The sequence below is a fragment of the Massilia sp. W12 genome (assembly GCF_037300705.1).
In the GTDB taxonomy this organism is placed as follows: Bacteria; Pseudomonadota; Gammaproteobacteria; order Burkholderiales; family Burkholderiaceae_D; genus JACPVY01.
The window spans coordinates 6062145-6078184 of the sequence record NZ_CP147776.1 but is presented as its reverse complement, the minus strand read 5'-3'; the positions used below and the strand labels follow the sequence as shown (position 1 = coordinate 6078184).

The following is a 16040-nucleotide window of genomic DNA, read 5'->3' as shown; positions in this document are numbered from 1 at the left end:
CTTTCATTCTCTGCCACAAGCATATACTGCAATACCGCTCAAGCCCTGACACAAACCTGGCTGCCAGCAGCTTGCTATCGCACACAGCAAACGCCAGCCGGCTTAGCCGCAACACTGCTCAAAACAGCCATTTTTTCCGCATCATGGCTGCCCACGGTATTTTTTCTGCAGCTTGATCAGCGTTTGCTTCAGGTTTTCATTGTCACTGAGAATCAATTGCTCGGCCTGCTTTGCTGCAATAAATTTGGGCATCAGGCCCAAAATCTGATTGACATGCTTTTGATACTCTGCGAATTGGGCCTTGAGTTCGGTCAGTCGATCGCGCGTCTCCGCGTCCTTGCTCAGTGACAGCTTCAATGCCTCAGAACCATCCAGTAAACCATCCACAATATCGCGGAAAGTCGAAGCATCTTTACCAACCATAAAAGCAACTTCCGGGTCCACGCCATCAGAAATCTTGAGCTGCAAGGCATTTTTAGCCAGCCGCTGGGTCAACATCGACAGCTGCGCTGCTGCATGAATTTCGCGTGGCGTACCGCCCCACTCTACTTTTAATTTAGTAACTTGCTCGCTCAATTCCTGCAAAACCGGGGTCAAATCCTTCATTTTTTCGTGCGCCGCCGAGATGCCGGTCAATTCCGTCTTCAGCCGGAAGATGCTGTCCGCCGCCTTGTCGCTGGATTGCCAAGCCATACGCAGCTCTTTCAGGTTCTGACTCATATCGGAAGATGGCGCTTGAATCTTATCACCCTGATAGTTACCGCCCTCAAGCAAGACACGCACATTGTTGTTGAACTCTTTACGACTGTCATGCAACTGCTTGAATGCTTCCGGATCACCCAGCATCGCGCGCGGCGCCGCTTTCGCGATACGCTGTGAATGCATCAGCGCATCTGCAGTGATCAGAGTCTGCATCGGCGGCGTACTGCCGCGCGAGCCGATAAAGACATACGCCACCCCCGCCAAAAGCGCCAGCGCAAGCAGCACAAGCGCCAACAGCATCAAGGGGGCCGAGCCGCTGCGGCGCCGGCGCAAAGCCTGCCTATGCTGGCCAGCAATGTCGCCCTTATTCGCCCCCGGCGCTACGTGAAACGCCATACCCAGCTCTCCCAGTGTGCTGCAAACAGATACGAAGCTTTTGCGCTCCGCCTCCCTGTGCGTCCAATTCAACAGGCGCGCTTTCTGCTGCTGCGAGTTCCTTATCAAAACCAAACCGTCGCTACGCCAAGCCTTACAAACCAACATGCAAAAACCGGTTGTCCTGCACCACCAGGGACAAGTCCAGTACAGTCCAGGTGGTATTGTCCTGATCGCGATAACAATGTGATGACCAAAGTTGCGCATGTTCCGACGTATTCGCCTGCAACTCCATTTCCGCCACATTGCGCAAACCCAGCACGCGCGAGACCAGCAGGCCGCTATTGAAATTCAAGCCCGGCGCGAAGGCGATAATGCGCGATTCCTGATTCGGCACGGTGGGCGGCATGCCAAGGAAACGGGCAAAATCAATCACGCTCAATAAGCTGCCGCGCAGATTGTACAAACCAAGATACCAATCATGGGTCAGGGGCACGGGTGAGATTGCGCCATACGGCACGATTTCACTGGCCTCAGTCAGATCCAGCAGCCAGCGCTGCCCGCCCATCACCACCCCCAGCTGACTGATGCGCGCATCCGCGCCGGCGCGCGCCGCCTGCATGCGTTCCAGCAACTGCGACTGGAATTCGCGCAAACGGGTGCGTCTTGCGGCGGATTCGGTGGCTTTGCCGCTGATGCCATCGGGCTTGGATGCGCTCATGTTTCTCCCTCAGTCAGTGGGGCCGGGGCTCAGCCCAGCGTGGCGATCTTGGCCAGCAATTCGGTGGCGTCAACCGGCTTGATCAGATAATCGCGCGCGCCCTGACGCAAACCCCAGATGCGGTCGGTTTCCTGGTCTTTGCTGGTGCAAATAATGATGGGAATATCTTGCGTGTCGGGATCGCGGGTGATGGCGCGCGTAACCTGGAAGCCATTTTTGCCAGGCATCACCACGTCCATCAGGATCAGTTGCGGTTTATCAGCTTTGATTTTAACCAGCGCTTCCTCACCGTTTTCTGCAACCGACACAGAAAAACCATTTTTAACTAAAATTTCAGTCAGATGATAACGTTCAGTTGGCGAATCATCGACAATCAACACTTTTTGTATAGGCATGATGTGCTTCCTTGCTTAAGGTTGTGGCGGCCTTGCGGCTGCCCTGGCCATTCCGGCGCTTGGCCTGGCTCAGGCTTGCGTTTTCTCCAGATTGGCGGTGTGTTCACGCACCGTCTTCAGCAGGCTGTCCTTGGTGAATGGTTTGGTCAGATATTCATCCGAACCAACCATCGCGCCACGGGCACGATCGAACAAGCCGTCTTTTGACGATAGCATAACAATCGGGGTCGAGTGGAATTTCTGGCTCTTTTTTATCAGCGCACAGGTTTGGTAACCGTCCAGTCTGGGCATCAGGATGTCGCAAAAAATCATGGCAGGGTTGTGATCATTCACTTTCGCCAGCGCATCAAAACCATCCTCCGCCAATACGACTTGATAGCCGGCCTGATTCAAAAAAATCTCGGCTGAGCGGCGAATCGTACTGCTGTCGTCGATCACCATGATCTTCAAGCCGTTTTTCTCCTGCGCTGTAGTCATGACCATACTCCGCTTAATATTATCAAAACACCATGCTGCATCTTCCAGGGTAGCCCTCACGGGCGCGCGCCTTCAGACTGCGCCAGCCCCCATTATGTAAAGATACCCCAAGATTTGGCATCCTGACCACATTCCCCGTAAAAAAGAAAGTGTGCAGCGCACAAGCGGGACGCTTGCAATACGCTGGCGACACATCTGATGCGGGGCGCTTGCAGCCGCTCAGCGAACCGCAAACAGGACAGGTTTGCGCGGCAGATCGACTGCCGCCGGCAAACTGCGCACGGATCAAATCACGGTCATCTCGAAATCGTCTTTGCGCGAATCGCAATCCGGGCAAGTCCAATTCAGCGGCACATCCTCCCAGCGGGTGCCGGGGGCGATGCCGTCTTCCGGCCGGCCAGCCTCTTCGTCATAGATAAACCCGCAAATCAGGCAGATCCAGGTTTTGTACTCAGTAGCCATCTTCATCCTTTCGTTTGAGCGTGAGGCGCAACGCCTCCACGGTCCGGCGCGCGCCGCGCCGGCATCCCCTGGCGCCATCAGGACAAGCCGTGGCCCTGCGCATGCGGGGATCGCGCGCGGACGACATTATAATAGGGATGTGTGAATTACAGATTTCCGGATGGGAATATGCCATGCATTAACAGAAGGGCTTGTTTTTCTGTTGCGCCAAACCATCCACCAGCCTTGATCAACTTCAACCCGGATCCGTCATGAACTCCAGCAGCAATGCCTCTTTGTTTGCCCGCGCCCAACTCACCACGCCGGGCGGCGTGAATTCTCCTGTGCGCGCATTTCGCGCTGTCGGCGGCACGCCGCGCTTTATTCAACGCGCCGCCGGCCCGTATTTTTGGGATGCGGAAGGCAAGCGCTATATAGATTACATCGGCTCCTGGGGGCCGGCGATTGTCGGCCACGCCCACCCGGAAGTGATTGCTGCGGTGCAGGCGGCGGCGGCGGATGGTTTGAGCTTTGGCGCGCCGACTGAAGCCGAAGTCATTATGGCTGAAGAGCTGTGCCGCCTGCTGCCATCGATTGAGCAAGTGCGCCTGGTGTCGTCCGGCACGGAAGCCACCATGAGCGCCTTGCGGCTGGCGCGCGGCGCCACGGGGCGCAGCAAAATCATCAAATTTGAGGGCTGCTACCACGGCCATGCCGATTCCCTGCTGGTGAAAGCCGGCAGCGGTTTGCTGACCTTCGGCAATCCGACTTCCGCCGGGGTGCCGGAAGATTTCGCGCGCCACACGCTGGTGCTGGAATACAACAATGTGCCGCAGCTGGAGCAGGTGTTTGCCGAAATGGGCAGCGAAATCGCGTGTGTGATCGTTGAGCCGGTGGCCGGCAACATGAATCTGGTCAAGGGCAGCCCGGAATTCCTGCACGGCATGCGCCGGCTCTGCAGCGAATATGGCGCGGTGCTGATTTTTGATGAAGTGATGTGCGGTTTCCGCGTCGGACTGCATGGCGCCCAGGCTTTGTATGGGATCACGCCGGATCTGACTGCGCTGGGCAAGGTGATTGGCGGCGGCATGCCGGTTGCGGCATATGGCGGACGGCGCGATTTGATGCAGCAAATGGCGCCGCTGGGCCCGGTGTATCAGGCCGGTACGCTGTCCGGCAATCCGGTTGCGGTGGCCGCCGGGCTTGCCACGCTGAAGCTGATTCAGCAGGAGGGGTTTTATGAAAATCTGACTGCGCGCACCCGCCAGTTGGTGGATGGTCTCAGCGATGCCGCGCGCAAACATGGCGTGCCATTCTGCGCCGATGCGCAAGGCGGCATGTTCGGCCTGTACTTCGCCGATCAGATTCCGCAAAACCAGGGGCAGATGCTGGCTGGCGACAAAGAGCGTTTCAACCGCTTCTTCCATTTGATGCTTGATGCGGGCGTGTATTTCGCCCCGGCTTCGTTTGAGGCCGGATTTGTCTCTGCGCAGCATACGCCGGAAGTGATAGACGAAACGATCGCCGCCGCTGAACGCGCGTTTGCGCAACTGGCATAAGCGCCACAGGCGGCGGCCAGGCCGGCCCGCCGCCTTATTCGCCTGTGTATTTCTGGATGATTTGCTTGTATTGCCCGCTGCTTTTCAATTGCTTCAAACCGGCCTCGAAGTCATCCCGCAATTGTTTGTCGCGAAACACCGCATTATTGAATTTTTGCAGCGCAGGTTTGAAAATCTGATGGATTTCCACCGGCGCTGACACCTCCATCACACCCGCCGCCGCTTTGCGGTAATAGCGGTACACATTCACATCGCCGACATACACCTGCACCCCGTTTGAATACAGTTGCAAGACGCGCCGTTTTTCGTCCGAAGTCTCGGCATAATCACTTTTGCCTTTGACGATGGCGGAAAACTCAGGCCCGAGGAAATGCGACGCGCCCTGAAATCCGACCACGCTCTTTTCCTTTAAATCCGCGATAGCGGCAATCCGCAGATTGTTTTTTTGCAGCGTGATCGCGACATCCTGATATAAGACAGTCGGTTCGGCAGCATAAAAGAAACCCTCGCCTTCGCGCACCTCAGGCGCGCCGCGCTGTGCGCCGTCAGCCTCCTGCCGCGCCAGCATTTGCGGCATGGCGCCCATGGCGACGAATTGCGGTTTGAGTTGATGTCCGCGCGCCGCCAGGGCCGCTTGCACGATTTCCAATTCAAACCCGGCTGGCGGCCTGCCGCCCTCGCCTTTGATGACATACGGCGGCAAGGCGAAACTGAATAAAAATTTGACTTCGCGCGCCTGCGCCGACTGCGCCAGCATGGCGGCCAGCGCCAATGGCCATACGCGCAAACCGGCTTTCGACATTGCAATCCTCACAGCAAACTCCTCAAGGGAATGGGGTATAGATAATGCCGTCCGCCACGCCGGCGGCGGTCAGCGATTTGTTTTCCGCACTCTCGGAAAAGCCTTGCAACACATCCGCGCGGGCCGCGCCATCACGCAAACGGCCAGTCCAATACGCCACGCCGCCGGGTTCGCCATCGCGGTTCAAAATATTGTTGTAAAGGCGGGCGATGAATACTTCATTGCCAGGCGCACTGCCATACAAAGCTGTGAATTCCGCACTGTTTAAAAAGCCCTGCGCCACCTGCGCGAGTGTGGCGCCGCGATCCATTTGCGCAATCCAAAATCCCAGTCCGCCCGGGTCCGGGGTGCGCTTGAACGCCGCCTGATACACGCGATACGCTTTGCCGGCCACGCCGTCGATATCAAAAGCCAAACCGCTGTCAGCAAACACAATTCTTTGCGCCGCCCCCAAGTCCAGCGGATTGGCCTGCCCCAGGCGCACGCTGATCTGTCCACCCGTGTTGCTGACGCTGTATGCGCTGCGTGCGCCGGTTAAGGCGTTCACTCCTTGCGCCAGCACATTCAAACCGCCGATATCCACTTGCGCCGCGCGCGCATTGCCGGCAAAGTCGTCGCTGCCCATCACGCTGTGACTCACGCCGGCCCCATGCAAAGGACTGCCGGCGCGCGGACTGAGCCAGGCCCAGGCAGAACGCTTTAAGGCCGCCATACTGCTTTCATCCAGATTTTGCGCCAGCATCCCCGGCGCACTGCTGGGGTTGACGGTGGAAAATGTGGAGCGGCTGCCCTCGCCCAGCGCCGCACACCCTTCTGCCGGCAAGGCGCGGTTGGCGTTATGCCAGTAATTGCCATCAGCAGTAAATTGCGCATCGCCATCCACCCGGTTCAAGGGACAGGGAGTGGTCGAGCCGCCTTTGGCGTCGCCCAAATGGCCGGCGAATGAGGCGAACAGATTATTCATCAGCAAGATGCTGGCGCTCTTTAAGCGGCGGCCGATCGGGGCCGGCGCATTCGCCCCCACGCCCCAGCATGGATCAACTGTGACGTAGTCATAGCCATTCCAGAATTGGCAGTCGCTGCCGGCGCCTTCGCTGGCCGCCAGAATCTGGCTGTCATGCACGCGGATCGCGTCGCCGCCGTAAATCGTGCCGCCATCTATCGGCGCCTGATAATCTGCGGTCCAGATAAAGCTGTTGCCGACTGCGGCGCATTCGGTGCAACCGGAAAATTCCAGCGCCGCTTCACGCGCATTGATCACCAGATTATTGCGCGCCGCCACCCGCAGCGCTTCATAATCCCAGCGCCCGTCCAATGAGAAATAATAGGTCGCGTCCGTCGCCTCGCCGCCCAGCTCGACCCGGCGCACGCGGTAAAACAGATTGCGTTCATACGCAATGTCATACGAGCCGCCCTTGGCTTCAATCCCCATGCCGCCGCCGATGCGCGCCACCACGTTTTGCGCGAACAGGGCGCGATGCACGCCGACATTATCGATGCCATGCCGGCTGGTCTGACGCACCGAATTATTGATCACCCATAAATCCTGCACCTGATTGAATTTCATGCCATCCATGCCGGCGCCAATGCTGGTTTCGCCGCTTTCCGCCTCCGGTTCAAACAGATTCTGGATGGTCATATTGCGCACGATGATGTGATGCGATGCGCTGAATTTGCCGTACACATTGGTGTTCAGCACGCCGTTTTGATTGGCGTTGCTTGTCGCCAGCAGCGCTTCGCCGGAAACATGCACGCCGGCGGCGGCTTGCAAGGGCTGCGGGTCAGCATGGCGTTGCGTGGCCGCGTTCCAGGCGCCGACAGTTTCCGGGCCGATGGTCAAACCATCAATTGCCAGCCAGGACACGCCAAGCAGATTCAAACCCTGCTCCAGCCTGGTCGCTTGCGGCGTTTTATCGCTGGCCACCAGCCACACCGGCGTCGCAGCGCTGCGCAACATGCGCTGCACAAAGATTTCACTGCCCAGATTGTCGGCGTACACGCCAGGGGCCAGGCGGATGCGCACCGGACTTTCTTCATGGCTGTTTTTGGCCCGCAACAATGCATCGCGGATGCCGGCCACGCCCTGCTGTGGCGTGACATCTAGATTGACCCAGGCGGATTCGGCAATTTGATCAATAAACAGCGTGCGGCAGGCGGGCGGGCTGCACTCCTCTGCGCGCGCCGGACTGAGGAATGCAAAAAACATGCACATCAAACAGGTAAAAGCCATGCGCTGCTTCATGTTTCTCTCCATGAGGAAGATGGTGGTTTGCTTGCGCCCTGTCTCGCATTCTAGTGTGCAGATCCGGCTTGACCAATATAAATTTCCCCCATTTTTTGCCCCCCTGCTACAATCCCTGAACGCCACGCCATCATCAGCCGGCGCAATGCGGCTGCACACATGCCAGATGTGCAAATACGGTGACAGGAGGATACAGGCAGATGCAATTCAAGGTGCTGATGATGGGCGCCACCGGCGCAGTAGGCGGGCAGACCGCCGCCACACTTTTAGGCATGCCGCAGGTGCAGGAATTGCGCCTGCTCGGACGCCGCCCCTGGCAAGCGCCGCAAGACAGCGCGAAATTGCGCCAGGACACCGTCGATGTGCTCAATCCCGCCAGCTACCAGGCTCTGCTCCCCGGCCATCATGCCGCCATTTGCACCTTGGGCGTGGGCCAACCTTCGCAAATTACGCGCGCGGAATTTCTGCGCATCGACCGCGACGCCGTATTGGCGTTCGGCCAGGCTTGCAAGGCTGCCGGCGTGCAGCATTTTTCCCTGCTCTCCTCCGTTGGCGCGAATGCGGCCTCTTCCTCGTTCTATCTGCGCAGCAAGGGAGAATTGGAAGACGGCTTGCGCGCGCTCGGCTTTGCCCGCCTGTCCCTGTTTCAGCCATCCATGATTCTCACGCCGCACAACCGCTATGGCTTCACACAGGCGGTTACACTCGCGCTCTGGCCCGGCCTGAGCCGATTGCTGCACGGCGCCATGCGTAAATATCGTGGTGTACAAGTTGCAACACTGGGCCGCGCGATTGCACACAATCTGAAGCATCCGGGACAAGGCTGCGAAATTTTGCAATGGGATCAATTTGAAGGATTGGGGAAATGATAAATTCACCATTTCACAACCCTTTCACCCCGGAAAACAGCCGTGACGGCCCTTGTTCCGCCTGTGAACAACACAGGCCGGAACCATTGCATGACAGAAAAATTTCTTGACGGACAAGCCCTCATTCCCCCATAATCGCTTGTTTCGTCCAAAATTTCCGATTCAACTCTATTTGAATTCTGGTCATTGCGGGTTCTTTCTCTCTTTGGTTTTTTTCATTGATTAAGGGGATGGGAATGTCCGATCTGGCTACCTTTGCCAAGCTGGCGCGCTCTGAAGCTCAACTTCCGGTTAACTCGTATTTCGATGCAGATTTGCTGCAGCGCGAAATGCAAGAACTTTTCGCTAAAGGGCCGCGTTATGTCGGCCATGAATTGATGGTCCCCAATGCTGGCGATTACGCCACACTGGCGGCCGAAGAGGAAGGGCGGATGCTGGTGCGCAATGCCGATGGCGGCATTGAATTGCTGTCCAATGTCTGCCGCCACCGCCAGGCATTGATGCTCAATGGCCGTGGCAACGCCAAACAAATCGTCTGCCCTTTGCACCGCTGGACGTATGACTTGAAAGGCGAGCTGTTAGGCGCGCCGCATTTTGAAAAAACGCCCTGCCTGAATCTGCATCCGAAAAAACTGCAAAGCTGGAACGGCTTGCTGTTTGAGCAAAACGGTTATGACGTGGCGCAAAAATTGCGCACTATGCCGTTTGCGCGCGAACTCAGTTTTGACGGTTTCATGCTTGACCATATCGAAGTGCATGACTGCGATTACAACTGGAAGACGTTTATTGAAGTCTATCTGGAAGACTATCATGTCGAGCCTTTCCACCCCGGTCTGGGCAATTTCGTCGCCTGCTCCGATTTGCGTTGGGAATTCGGCGCCGATTACAGCGTGCAAACCGTGGGCGTAAACCAGGGGCTGCGCAAAGCCGGCTCGCCGGTGTACCGCAAATGGCATGACGAGGTGATGAAATTCAGCAATGGCGAAACGCCGCCGTATGGCGCCATCTGGATGGCGCTGTATCCGAATATCACCATCGAGTGGTATCCGCATGTGATGTTGATTTCCACTGTATGGCCGCTGGGCCCGAACAAAACCCGGAATGTGGTTGAGTTTTACTATCCGGAGGAAATTGCCCTGTTTGAGCGCGAATTGGTCGCAGCCGAACGCGCCGCCTACATGGAAACCTGTATCGAAGACGATGAAATCGCCATGCGCATGGACGCCGGGCGGCGCATTCTGATGGCGCGCGGGGTGAATGAAACCGGGCCGTATCAATCGCCGATGGAAGATGGCATGCAGCATTTCCACGAATGGTACCGCGCAAAAAACATTCTGTAAGCGCACAAGCGCGGCAAGCCGCCTTCCCGTATCATGCAACGCGCAAACGTCAACCGGCGTTTGCGCGTTTTTCTTTTCCGGATGCCCGCTCATGCAAGCCCTGTGGATGTTGTTCGCCAGTTTCGCTTTTTCTTTGATGGGAGTGGCGGTCAAGCTCGCTTCCGAAACGTACAGCACGGCGGAAATCGTGCTGTATCGCGGCGCAGTCGGCATGCTGATGCTGGGCGTTTTCATGCGCTGGCAGGGCGTCAGTCTGCGCACGCCTTACGGCTGGCGGCATGCCTGGCGCGGCCTGGTCGGCGTGGTTTCGCTGTGGATGTGGTTTTACGCCATCAGCCTGCTGCCGCTGGCCACCGCCATGACGCTCAACTATATGTCGCCGATCTGGATCGCCGCGATTTTGTTTGGCGCCGCCTGGTGGCGCCGTCAGCGCAAATTTGAATGGCGCCTGGCGGCGGCGATTCTGTGCAGCGCGCTTGGCGTGGTGCTGCTGCTGCGCCCCAGCTTTCATGCCGAGCAGGCCGCCGCCGGTTTGATTGCGCTCAGTTCCAGCTTATTGGCTGCGCTGGCCTATCTGGCGGTGCGCGATCTGGGGCGCATGGGCGAACCGGAAACCCGCGTGGTGTTTTATTTTTCCGTCTCCGGCGTGGTGGCGGGTCTGTGCAGCAGTCTGGCTGCGCCTGAAGTCAATTTACTGCATCAACACAGCCTGCGCGGACTGGGTCTGCTGCTGGCGGTCGGCGTGCTGGCGACGCTGGCGCAATTAGCCATGACGCGCGCCTATCGCCTCGGCAATACCCTGGTCACCGCCAATCTGCAATACACCGGCATCGTGTTTTCCAGCATGTGGGGGATTTTGCTGTGGCAAGACATTCTCAGCCCGCTCTCCTGGCTGGGCATGGCCATCATTGTCGCCAGCGGATTGGTGGCGACGTATTACAATACCCGCAACAACCCGGCCAACAAGCCGGCCTCAGATCCAATCGCCACCGAACCATAGGATGTCCCATGTACAAGACTCTGATTTCCGCAGCAGATTTGCACGCCATGCTTGACCATCCGCAACTCGTGATTGTGGACTGCCGGCATGATTTGATGGATAGCCAAGCCGGCCAGCGCGCGTATGCCGCCGGCCATCTGCCGGGCGCCCATTTCATGCATTTGGATCACAGCTTATCCGGCGACAAACAACGCCCGGATGGCGTATTCGCAGGCCGCCATCCGCTGCCGACGCGCGAAGCCCTGATCGCCGCGCTGCGCGCGATTGGCGTAAATGATGACTCGCAAGTGGTGGCGTATGACGCCCAGGGCGGCATGTTCGCGGCCCGCCTGTGGTGGCTGCTCCGCTGGTTGGGACACGACAAGGTCGCTGTGCTGGATGGCGGTCTGCCCGCCTGGCAAGCAGCTGGGCATGGCCTCAGCCAGGAGGCGCCGGCGCCGCAGCAGGGCCGCATCGGCGCGCGCGCCGCGCTCACCGCCAGCGTTGATGTGCAAGACGTGCTGGCCAATTTGCAAAGCCGTGCGCGCACCGTGGTCGATGCGCGCGCGCCCGACCGCTTCCGTGGCGAAAACGAAACCATCGACCCGGTCGGCGGCCATATTCCCGGCGCCTTGAACCGCTTTTTCAAAGACAATCTGCAAGCCGATGGCCGCTTCAAAGACAGCGCCGCCTTGCGCGCCGAATGGCAAGCCTTGGGCGTGGGCGATGCAGCGCACCAATTCATCATGCAATGCGGCTCCGGCGTGACCGCCTGCCATAATCTGCTGGCGCTGGAAATCGCCGGTTTGCCTGGTGCGGCCCTGTATCCCGGCTCGTGGAGCGAGTGGTGCGCAGACCCGGCGCGCCCGCTCGAACGCTGAGCCTGCCCGCTTCCGGTATTATGCCCTACACCCTGGCCCATCCCGCCGCAGTGATTCCACTGCGGCTGCTTTTTCCGCGTCATACTTCCTTGGGTGCGATGGCGATTGGCAGCATGATGCCGGATCTGGTGTTTTTCATTTCCGTGCCGGTCACGCGCGATCAGAGCCACAGCCTGGCCGGCTTGCTGTGGTTTTGCCTGCCGGCGGGAATACTGTGCTGGCTGTTGCTGCATTTCTTTTTAAAACCGCCGCTGTTAGCTTTCATGCCGCCCTGGATCGGGACACGTCTTGGCGCGATGCTGGCGAATGTCAAGCAAGTCCGCCATCTGAGCTGGAATGCGGCGGCGATTGTCTCCGCTTCCGTTGTGCTGGGCGCGCTGACGCATCTGATCTGGGACACCTTCACCCACCCGAACACGCTGATTGCCGATCATTTCGCCTTCTTTCAGCAAGTCGTCAGCCTGCCTTACGGCTTGCAGCTGCGCATGTATAACCTGCTGCAACATCTCAGCACGCTGCTGGGCTTGAGCGTGATCATGATTGGCGGCTTATACACTTTGCGCCGCATCACGCCGCTGCCGCAAGCGCACATCGGCTCGATTTCCAGCGCACAGCGCCGCATGCTGTTGCTATGGCTGCTGCTGGCGACAATTGCCGGCGCCATGATCCGCCTGACGCCTTTGCCGGAACGCACGGATTATTTGATTTTCCGCTTTGTGGTTGGCTGTATGAGCGGTTTTGGAGCCGGCCTGTTGCTGGCCTGCGCATTGTGGGATTGGCGCGAGCGGCAACGTTTGCCGGACAGCGCTTAAGCCTGCCCCTGTCAAATCCTGCAGGCAGCGCCGCTTTTGACTGTGGCAGAATAAGCGCTCCCCATTTCCGCCCAGGATTGCGCTATGTCCCAACGCATTGCCCACGCCGTTGTCATCGGCGCCAGCATGGCTGGCCTGATGGCGGCGCGCATTCTCAGTGATTATGCCGAACGCGTCACCCTGATCGAGCGCGACGCCCCGTCGCAAGAGGAAATCGCCGCACGCAAGGGCGTGCCGCAAAGCTGGCATCCGCATGTCTTGCTCAGCAAGGGGGAAGCGCTGTTGGGGCAATGGTTTCCCGGCTTGGCGCAAGAATTAATCGCCCAAGGCGCGCGCCGCGCCAACTTTCCCGGCGATTGTCTGTGGATGCAAGAAGGCGTGTACAAATTGCGCAGCGACACCGGCTTGCATTTATTAATGATGAGCCGGCCCTTGCTGGAAGGCGTGACCCGTCAGCGCGTCTTGCAACTGCCCGGCGTAACATTTGCCGCCGGCTGCGAAGTGCGCGGCCTGCTGTGCGAAAACAGCGCGGATCAACAGCGTATTTGCGGCGTGCGCTTCGCCGCGCGCGACGCTGCGCCGGGGGAAGAACAAAGCGTGGCGGCGGATCTGGTGATCGACTGCAGTGGCCGCAGCGCGCAAACCCGACATTGGCTCAAGGCGCTCGGCCTGCCCGAGCCGCAAGTCTCGGAAGTCACTGCGAAAATGGCCTACACCACGCGCCGCTATCTGGACGATGGCAAAATCTTGCGCGACTCGCACGCCATCCTCTGCATGCCCGTCCCGCCATTACTCAAACGCAGCGGCGTGGTGCTGCGCCAGGAAAACGGCGAAATCATCGTCACCATGTGCGGCTGGCTGGGCGAGCAAGCGCCGCGCGATGAAGCCGGTTTTCTGGCGTATGCGCAAAGCCTGGCCTCGCCCCTGATTGCGCAATTACTGGAACAAGCCACCCCTTGCAGCGAGTTTTACAGCCATCAAATCCCATCCAACCAGCACCGCCATTATGAAAAAATGCGCGATTTGCCGCGCGGTCTGCTGGCGCTGGGCGACGCTTTTTTCAGTTTCAATCCGGTATATGGCCAGGGTATGAGCGCAGCCGCGCTGCAAGTCGAACAATTGCAACGCTGTCTGCAAGAATATGGCCCGGCGCATGCGGATCTGGCTCCGGTCTTTTTCAAACGCGCCGCCAAAGCCATGCGCGCGGTGTGGATGATGGCGGTGGGGGAAGATTTCCGCTTCCAGGAAACCAGCGGCCGCAAACTGCCGGGGACTGACCTCATCAACCGCTATGTCTCAGCCGTGCACCGTTTGAACGGCAAAGATGAAACCAGCTTGCGCGCACTGTGCGAAGTGATGACCTTGATGCGCCCGCCAAGCGCACTGTTTGCGCCCGGCATCGTGGCGCGCGTGGTGCGTGACAAACTCGGCGCATAAGCCCTTCACTGCGCTTACAGTCCGTCCCAGGTTTTGGCCTCTTTGAGTAAACCGTCCCAGTCATTGGGCGGATGGCCTCGTTCAAACATGCTGCGGAACACACCATATGCATCATCTTTGCTGCCGTAAGCGCGTTTGCAGGAGTCATCATTCACCCAGGCCAGCACAATCACCTTTTGCCCGGCATGGAAGCGGAAAAACAGGCGGTATTGCTGAAAGAATTTAGCGCGCATCCAATGACGGCCTGCTGCGCCCAAGGTATTGCCCTGGCGGAATTCGGCGCGCGCCGGGTCTTGCGGAATAGATTCAAATGCGAGTTTCAGTATTGCCGCAAGGCGTTTGGCGGCATTCTTTTCGCGCCAGGCTTGCGGATATTTACTTTGCAGCGCTTGCACTTGCTGCGCCAGCGCCTGCACTTGTTGGATAAACAGAGGATGGGCATAAATGCGCCAACCATTGATCTGCAAGGGCGGCGCGCTCATTCGTCTTCAGGCAAGGCCGCGTCCAAATCCACGTCCACCCCTTGCACCAGCGCTTGCCACTGCGCCACTTGCACAGCGCCAAGCGCCTGCAGTCGCTGCGGCTGTTGACTGATATCGTTTTCCAACAGCGCCAAAAAAGCGTTCAGGGCTGGATCATCCTGCTCTGCCTGCGGCTCAGCCCGCGACAACAACACCGAGCCATCGGCGCGCAAGCTGAAACGCAATTTATCGCGTTTTTTCAAGCCCAAGACTTGGCGCACCGCTTCCGGCACAGTGGTCTGGTAGCGATCGGTCAGGCTTGACTCCCAATCGACGAAATCTGCTAAGGCTTCCATGGCATGCTTCCTGTATCTGCATCGAAATTCTGCTTTCTGCTTTCTGCTTTCTGCTTTCTGCTTTCTGCTTTCTGCTTTCTGCTTTCTGCTTTCTGCTTTCTGCTTTCTGCTTTCTGCTTTCTGCATAGTAATGCAAATGCATTACCTTTGCAAACCATCATACCGGCGCCAGCTCATGCAGCGGCCACTTGGGCCGCACCGTGAAACCATAGTCGCGCGTGGCGGCGCCGGGGTCGCGCAGCAGGCGTTGCGCGCCGGCAAAGGCGATCATGGCGCCATTATCGGTACAGAATTCGAGCGGCGGATAAAACACTTGCACCCGCTTCTTTTGCGCCTGCTCATTCAGGGCCGCGCGCAATTGGCGATTCGCGCCGACGCCGCCGGCCACCACCAGCCGCTTCAAGCCGGTGTGTTTTAAAGCCAGCATGCTTTTCTTGCACAAGACTTCGACAATCGCATCGACAAAGCCGCGCGCCAGATCCGCACGGCTTTGTTCTGTCACCGGCTGCGGCATTTGCCGGCTGGCGTGCAAGACTGCGGTTTTCAAGCCGGAAAAAGAGAAATTGAAATCTTTGCTGTGCAACATCGGGCGCGGCAATTGGAAAACGCCCGGCGCGCCCTGTTCGGCCAGCGCTGAAATCGCCGGGCCGCCGGGATATGGCAGACCAAGCAGCTTGGCGGATTTATCAAACGCCTCGCCGGCGGCATCGTCCAGCGTATCGCCCAGCAGGGTGTAATGACCAACCCCATCGACCCGCATCAATTGCGTATGCCCGCCCGAAACCAGCAGCGCGACAAAGGGAAATTCCGCCGCCTTGGCCAGCAGCGGCGAGAGCAAATGCCCTTCCAGATGATGCACGCCCAGCACCGGCTTATCCAGCGCACAGGCCAGGCCGTTCGCCAGCGCCGCGCCGACCAGCAGCGCGCCAGCCAAACCCGGCCCCTGGGTGTAAGCAATCGCATCCACCTCTGGCAAACTCAGGCCGGCTTGCTGCATGACTTCCTGCAACAGCGGAATGGCGCGCCGGATATGATCGCGCGAGGCCAGCTCCGGCACCACGCCGCCATATTCCTGGTGCATGGCGATTTGCGAATGCAGCGCATGGGCGCGCAAGCCTTGCTCTGTGTCGTAGAGCGCGAGTCCGGTTTCATCACAGGAAGATTCAATGCCTAAAACAATCATGGCCAGTC

At 58.5% G+C, this 16040-nt stretch carries 17 protein-coding genes; 7 read left to right on the top strand and 10 right to left on the bottom strand.

Features of this window, described 5'->3' with window-relative positions; all coding sequences use genetic code 11:
* Window positions 1-141: 141 nt before the first annotated feature.
* The 5 genes from V8J88_RS25120 to V8J88_RS25100 all read right to left on the bottom strand — a co-directional run bounded on the left by V8J88_RS25120 (window position 142) and on the right by V8J88_RS25100 (window position 3138).
* A complete protein-coding gene (locus V8J88_RS25120; RefSeq protein ID WP_338847033.1) occupies window positions 142-1245 on the bottom strand; it encodes a type IV pili methyl-accepting chemotaxis transducer N-terminal domain-containing protein in 1104 nt (367 codons plus the stop codon).
* On the bottom strand, window positions 1232-1798 hold the full coding sequence (locus V8J88_RS25115) for a chemotaxis protein CheW (protein WP_338847032.1): 567 nt from the start codon (window positions 1796-1798) through the stop codon (window positions 1232-1234). The genes V8J88_RS25120 and V8J88_RS25115 overlap by 14 nt, the downstream gene beginning before the upstream one ends.
* 29 nt (window positions 1799-1827) lie before the next feature.
* Window positions 1828-2193 (bottom strand): response regulator, encoded by a 366-nt coding sequence (locus tag V8J88_RS25110; protein ID WP_338847031.1) that lies wholly within the window; start codon window positions 2191-2193, stop codon window positions 1828-1830.
* Window positions 2194-2262: 69 nt separating this feature from the next.
* Complete coding sequence (locus V8J88_RS25105; RefSeq protein ID WP_338847030.1) at window positions 2263-2670, bottom strand: response regulator; 408 nt, start codon at window positions 2668-2670, stop codon at window positions 2263-2265.
* Between the two features lie 285 nt (window positions 2671-2955).
* Window positions 2956-3138, bottom strand: a complete 183-nt coding sequence (locus V8J88_RS25100) for a rubredoxin (protein ID WP_338847029.1) — start codon at window positions 3136-3138, stop codon at window positions 2956-2958.
* 245 nt (window positions 3139-3383) lie between these two features.
* Between V8J88_RS25100 and hemL the strand changes: the two genes are divergently transcribed.
* Window positions 3384-4670, top strand: a complete 1287-nt coding sequence (hemL, locus tag V8J88_RS25095; RefSeq protein ID WP_338847028.1) for a glutamate-1-semialdehyde 2,1-aminomutase — start codon at window positions 3384-3386, stop codon at window positions 4668-4670.
* Window positions 4671-4704: 34 nt separating this feature from the next.
* On the opposite strand, the gene V8J88_RS25090 is transcribed toward hemL, so the two are convergent.
* Window positions 4705-5484, bottom strand: coding sequence for an ABC transporter substrate-binding protein (locus V8J88_RS25090; protein WP_338847027.1), 780 nt, complete (start codon window positions 5482-5484; stop codon window positions 4705-4707).
* A gap of 10 nt (window positions 5485-5494) precedes the next feature.
* Entirely contained in the window at window positions 5495-7714 is a 2220-nt protein-coding gene (locus V8J88_RS25085; protein ID WP_338847026.1) for a DUF4214 domain-containing protein, read from the bottom strand.
* 200 nt (window positions 7715-7914) lie between these two features.
* Between V8J88_RS25085 and V8J88_RS25080 the strand changes: the two genes are divergently transcribed.
* The 6 genes from V8J88_RS25080 (at window position 7915) to V8J88_RS25055 (ending at window position 14032) form a co-directional block, all read left to right on the top strand.
* Window positions 7915-8583 carry an NAD(P)H-binding protein gene (locus tag V8J88_RS25080; RefSeq protein ID WP_338847025.1) on the top strand — a complete coding sequence of 223 codons (669 nt, stop codon included), beginning with the start codon at window positions 7915-7917 and terminating at the stop codon, window positions 8581-8583.
* A 236-nt stretch (window positions 8584-8819) separates the two neighbouring features.
* A complete protein-coding gene (locus tag V8J88_RS25075; protein WP_338847024.1) occupies window positions 8820-9923 on the top strand; it encodes an aromatic ring-hydroxylating dioxygenase subunit alpha in 1104 nt (367 codons plus the stop codon).
* Between the two features lie 91 nt (window positions 9924-10014).
* The gene (locus V8J88_RS25070) at window positions 10015-10923 is read left to right on the top strand and encodes a DMT family transporter (protein WP_338847023.1); all 909 of its coding nucleotides are present in this window, start codon (window positions 10015-10017) and stop codon (window positions 10921-10923) included.
* 8 nt (window positions 10924-10931) lie between these two features.
* A complete protein-coding gene (locus V8J88_RS25065) occupies window positions 10932-11783 on the top strand; it encodes a sulfurtransferase (RefSeq protein WP_338847022.1) in 852 nt (283 codons plus the stop codon).
* Window positions 11750-12595 carry a DUF4184 family protein gene (locus V8J88_RS25060; RefSeq protein ID WP_338847021.1) on the top strand — a complete coding sequence of 282 codons (846 nt, stop codon included), beginning with the start codon at window positions 11750-11752 and terminating at the stop codon, window positions 12593-12595. Before V8J88_RS25065 ends, V8J88_RS25060 begins: the two co-directional genes overlap by 34 nt.
* 84 nt (window positions 12596-12679) lie before the next feature.
* Entirely contained in the window at window positions 12680-14032 is a 1353-nt protein-coding gene (locus V8J88_RS25055) for an FAD-dependent monooxygenase (RefSeq protein ID WP_338847020.1), read from the top strand.
* A 14-nt stretch (window positions 14033-14046) separates the two neighbouring features.
* On the opposite strand, the gene V8J88_RS25050 is transcribed toward V8J88_RS25055, so the two are convergent.
* The 3 genes from V8J88_RS25050 to tsaD all read right to left on the bottom strand — a co-directional run bounded on the left by V8J88_RS25050 (window position 14047) and on the right by tsaD (window position 16032).
* A complete protein-coding gene (locus V8J88_RS25050) occupies window positions 14047-14514 on the bottom strand; it encodes a type II toxin-antitoxin system YhaV family toxin (protein WP_338847019.1) in 468 nt (155 codons plus the stop codon).
* Window positions 14511-14849: a type II toxin-antitoxin system PrlF family antitoxin gene (locus V8J88_RS25045; RefSeq protein ID WP_338847018.1), complete on the bottom strand. Its 339-nt coding sequence runs from the start codon at window positions 14847-14849 to the stop codon at window positions 14511-14513. Before V8J88_RS25045 ends, V8J88_RS25050 begins: the two co-directional genes overlap by 4 nt.
* A gap of 157 nt (window positions 14850-15006) precedes the next feature.
* Entirely contained in the window at window positions 15007-16032 is a 1026-nt protein-coding gene (gene tsaD, locus V8J88_RS25040) for a tRNA (adenosine(37)-N6)-threonylcarbamoyltransferase complex transferase subunit TsaD (protein ID WP_338847017.1), read from the bottom strand.
* Between the last annotated feature and the right edge of the window lie 8 nt (window positions 16033-16040).

Excerpts from the sequence above, each read along its gene's own strand:
- V8J88_RS25120 (WP_338847033.1), bottom strand. The coding sequence starts at position 1,245 with ATGTTGGTTTGTAAGGCTTGGCGTAGCGACGGTTTGGTTTTGATAAGG.
- V8J88_RS25115 (WP_338847032.1), bottom strand. The coding sequence starts at position 1,798 with ATGAGCGCATCCAAGCCCGATGGCATCAGCGGCAAAGCCACCGAATCC.
- V8J88_RS25110 (WP_338847031.1), bottom strand. The coding sequence starts at position 2,193 with ATGCCTATACAAAAAGTGTTGATTGTCGATGATTCGCCAACTGAACGT.
- V8J88_RS25105 (WP_338847030.1), bottom strand. The coding sequence starts at position 2,670 with ATGACTACAGCGCAGGAGAAAAACGGCTTGAAGATCATGGTGATCGAC.
- V8J88_RS25100 (WP_338847029.1), bottom strand. The coding sequence starts at position 3,138 with ATGAAGATGGCTACTGAGTACAAAACCTGGATCTGCCTGATTTGCGGG.
- hemL (WP_338847028.1), top strand. The coding sequence starts at position 3,384 with ATGAACTCCAGCAGCAATGCCTCTTTGTTTGCCCGCGCCCAACTCACC.
- V8J88_RS25085 (WP_338847026.1), bottom strand. The coding sequence starts at position 7,714 with ATGAAGCAGCGCATGGCTTTTACCTGTTTGATGTGCATGTTTTTTGCA.
- V8J88_RS25080 (WP_338847025.1), top strand. The coding sequence starts at position 7,915 with ATGCAATTCAAGGTGCTGATGATGGGCGCCACCGGCGCAGTAGGCGGG.
- V8J88_RS25075 (WP_338847024.1), top strand. The coding sequence starts at position 8,820 with ATGTCCGATCTGGCTACCTTTGCCAAGCTGGCGCGCTCTGAAGCTCAA.
- V8J88_RS25070 (WP_338847023.1), top strand. The coding sequence starts at position 10,015 with ATGCAAGCCCTGTGGATGTTGTTCGCCAGTTTCGCTTTTTCTTTGATG.
- V8J88_RS25065 (WP_338847022.1), top strand. The coding sequence starts at position 10,932 with ATGTACAAGACTCTGATTTCCGCAGCAGATTTGCACGCCATGCTTGAC.
- V8J88_RS25055 (WP_338847020.1), top strand. The coding sequence starts at position 12,680 with ATGTCCCAACGCATTGCCCACGCCGTTGTCATCGGCGCCAGCATGGCT.
- V8J88_RS25050 (WP_338847019.1), bottom strand. The coding sequence starts at position 14,514 with ATGAGCGCGCCGCCCTTGCAGATCAATGGTTGGCGCATTTATGCCCAT.
- V8J88_RS25045 (WP_338847018.1), bottom strand. The coding sequence starts at position 14,849 with ATGGAAGCCTTAGCAGATTTCGTCGATTGGGAGTCAAGCCTGACCGAT.
- tsaD (WP_338847017.1), bottom strand. The coding sequence starts at position 16,032 with ATGATTGTTTTAGGCATTGAATCTTCCTGTGATGAAACCGGACTCGCG.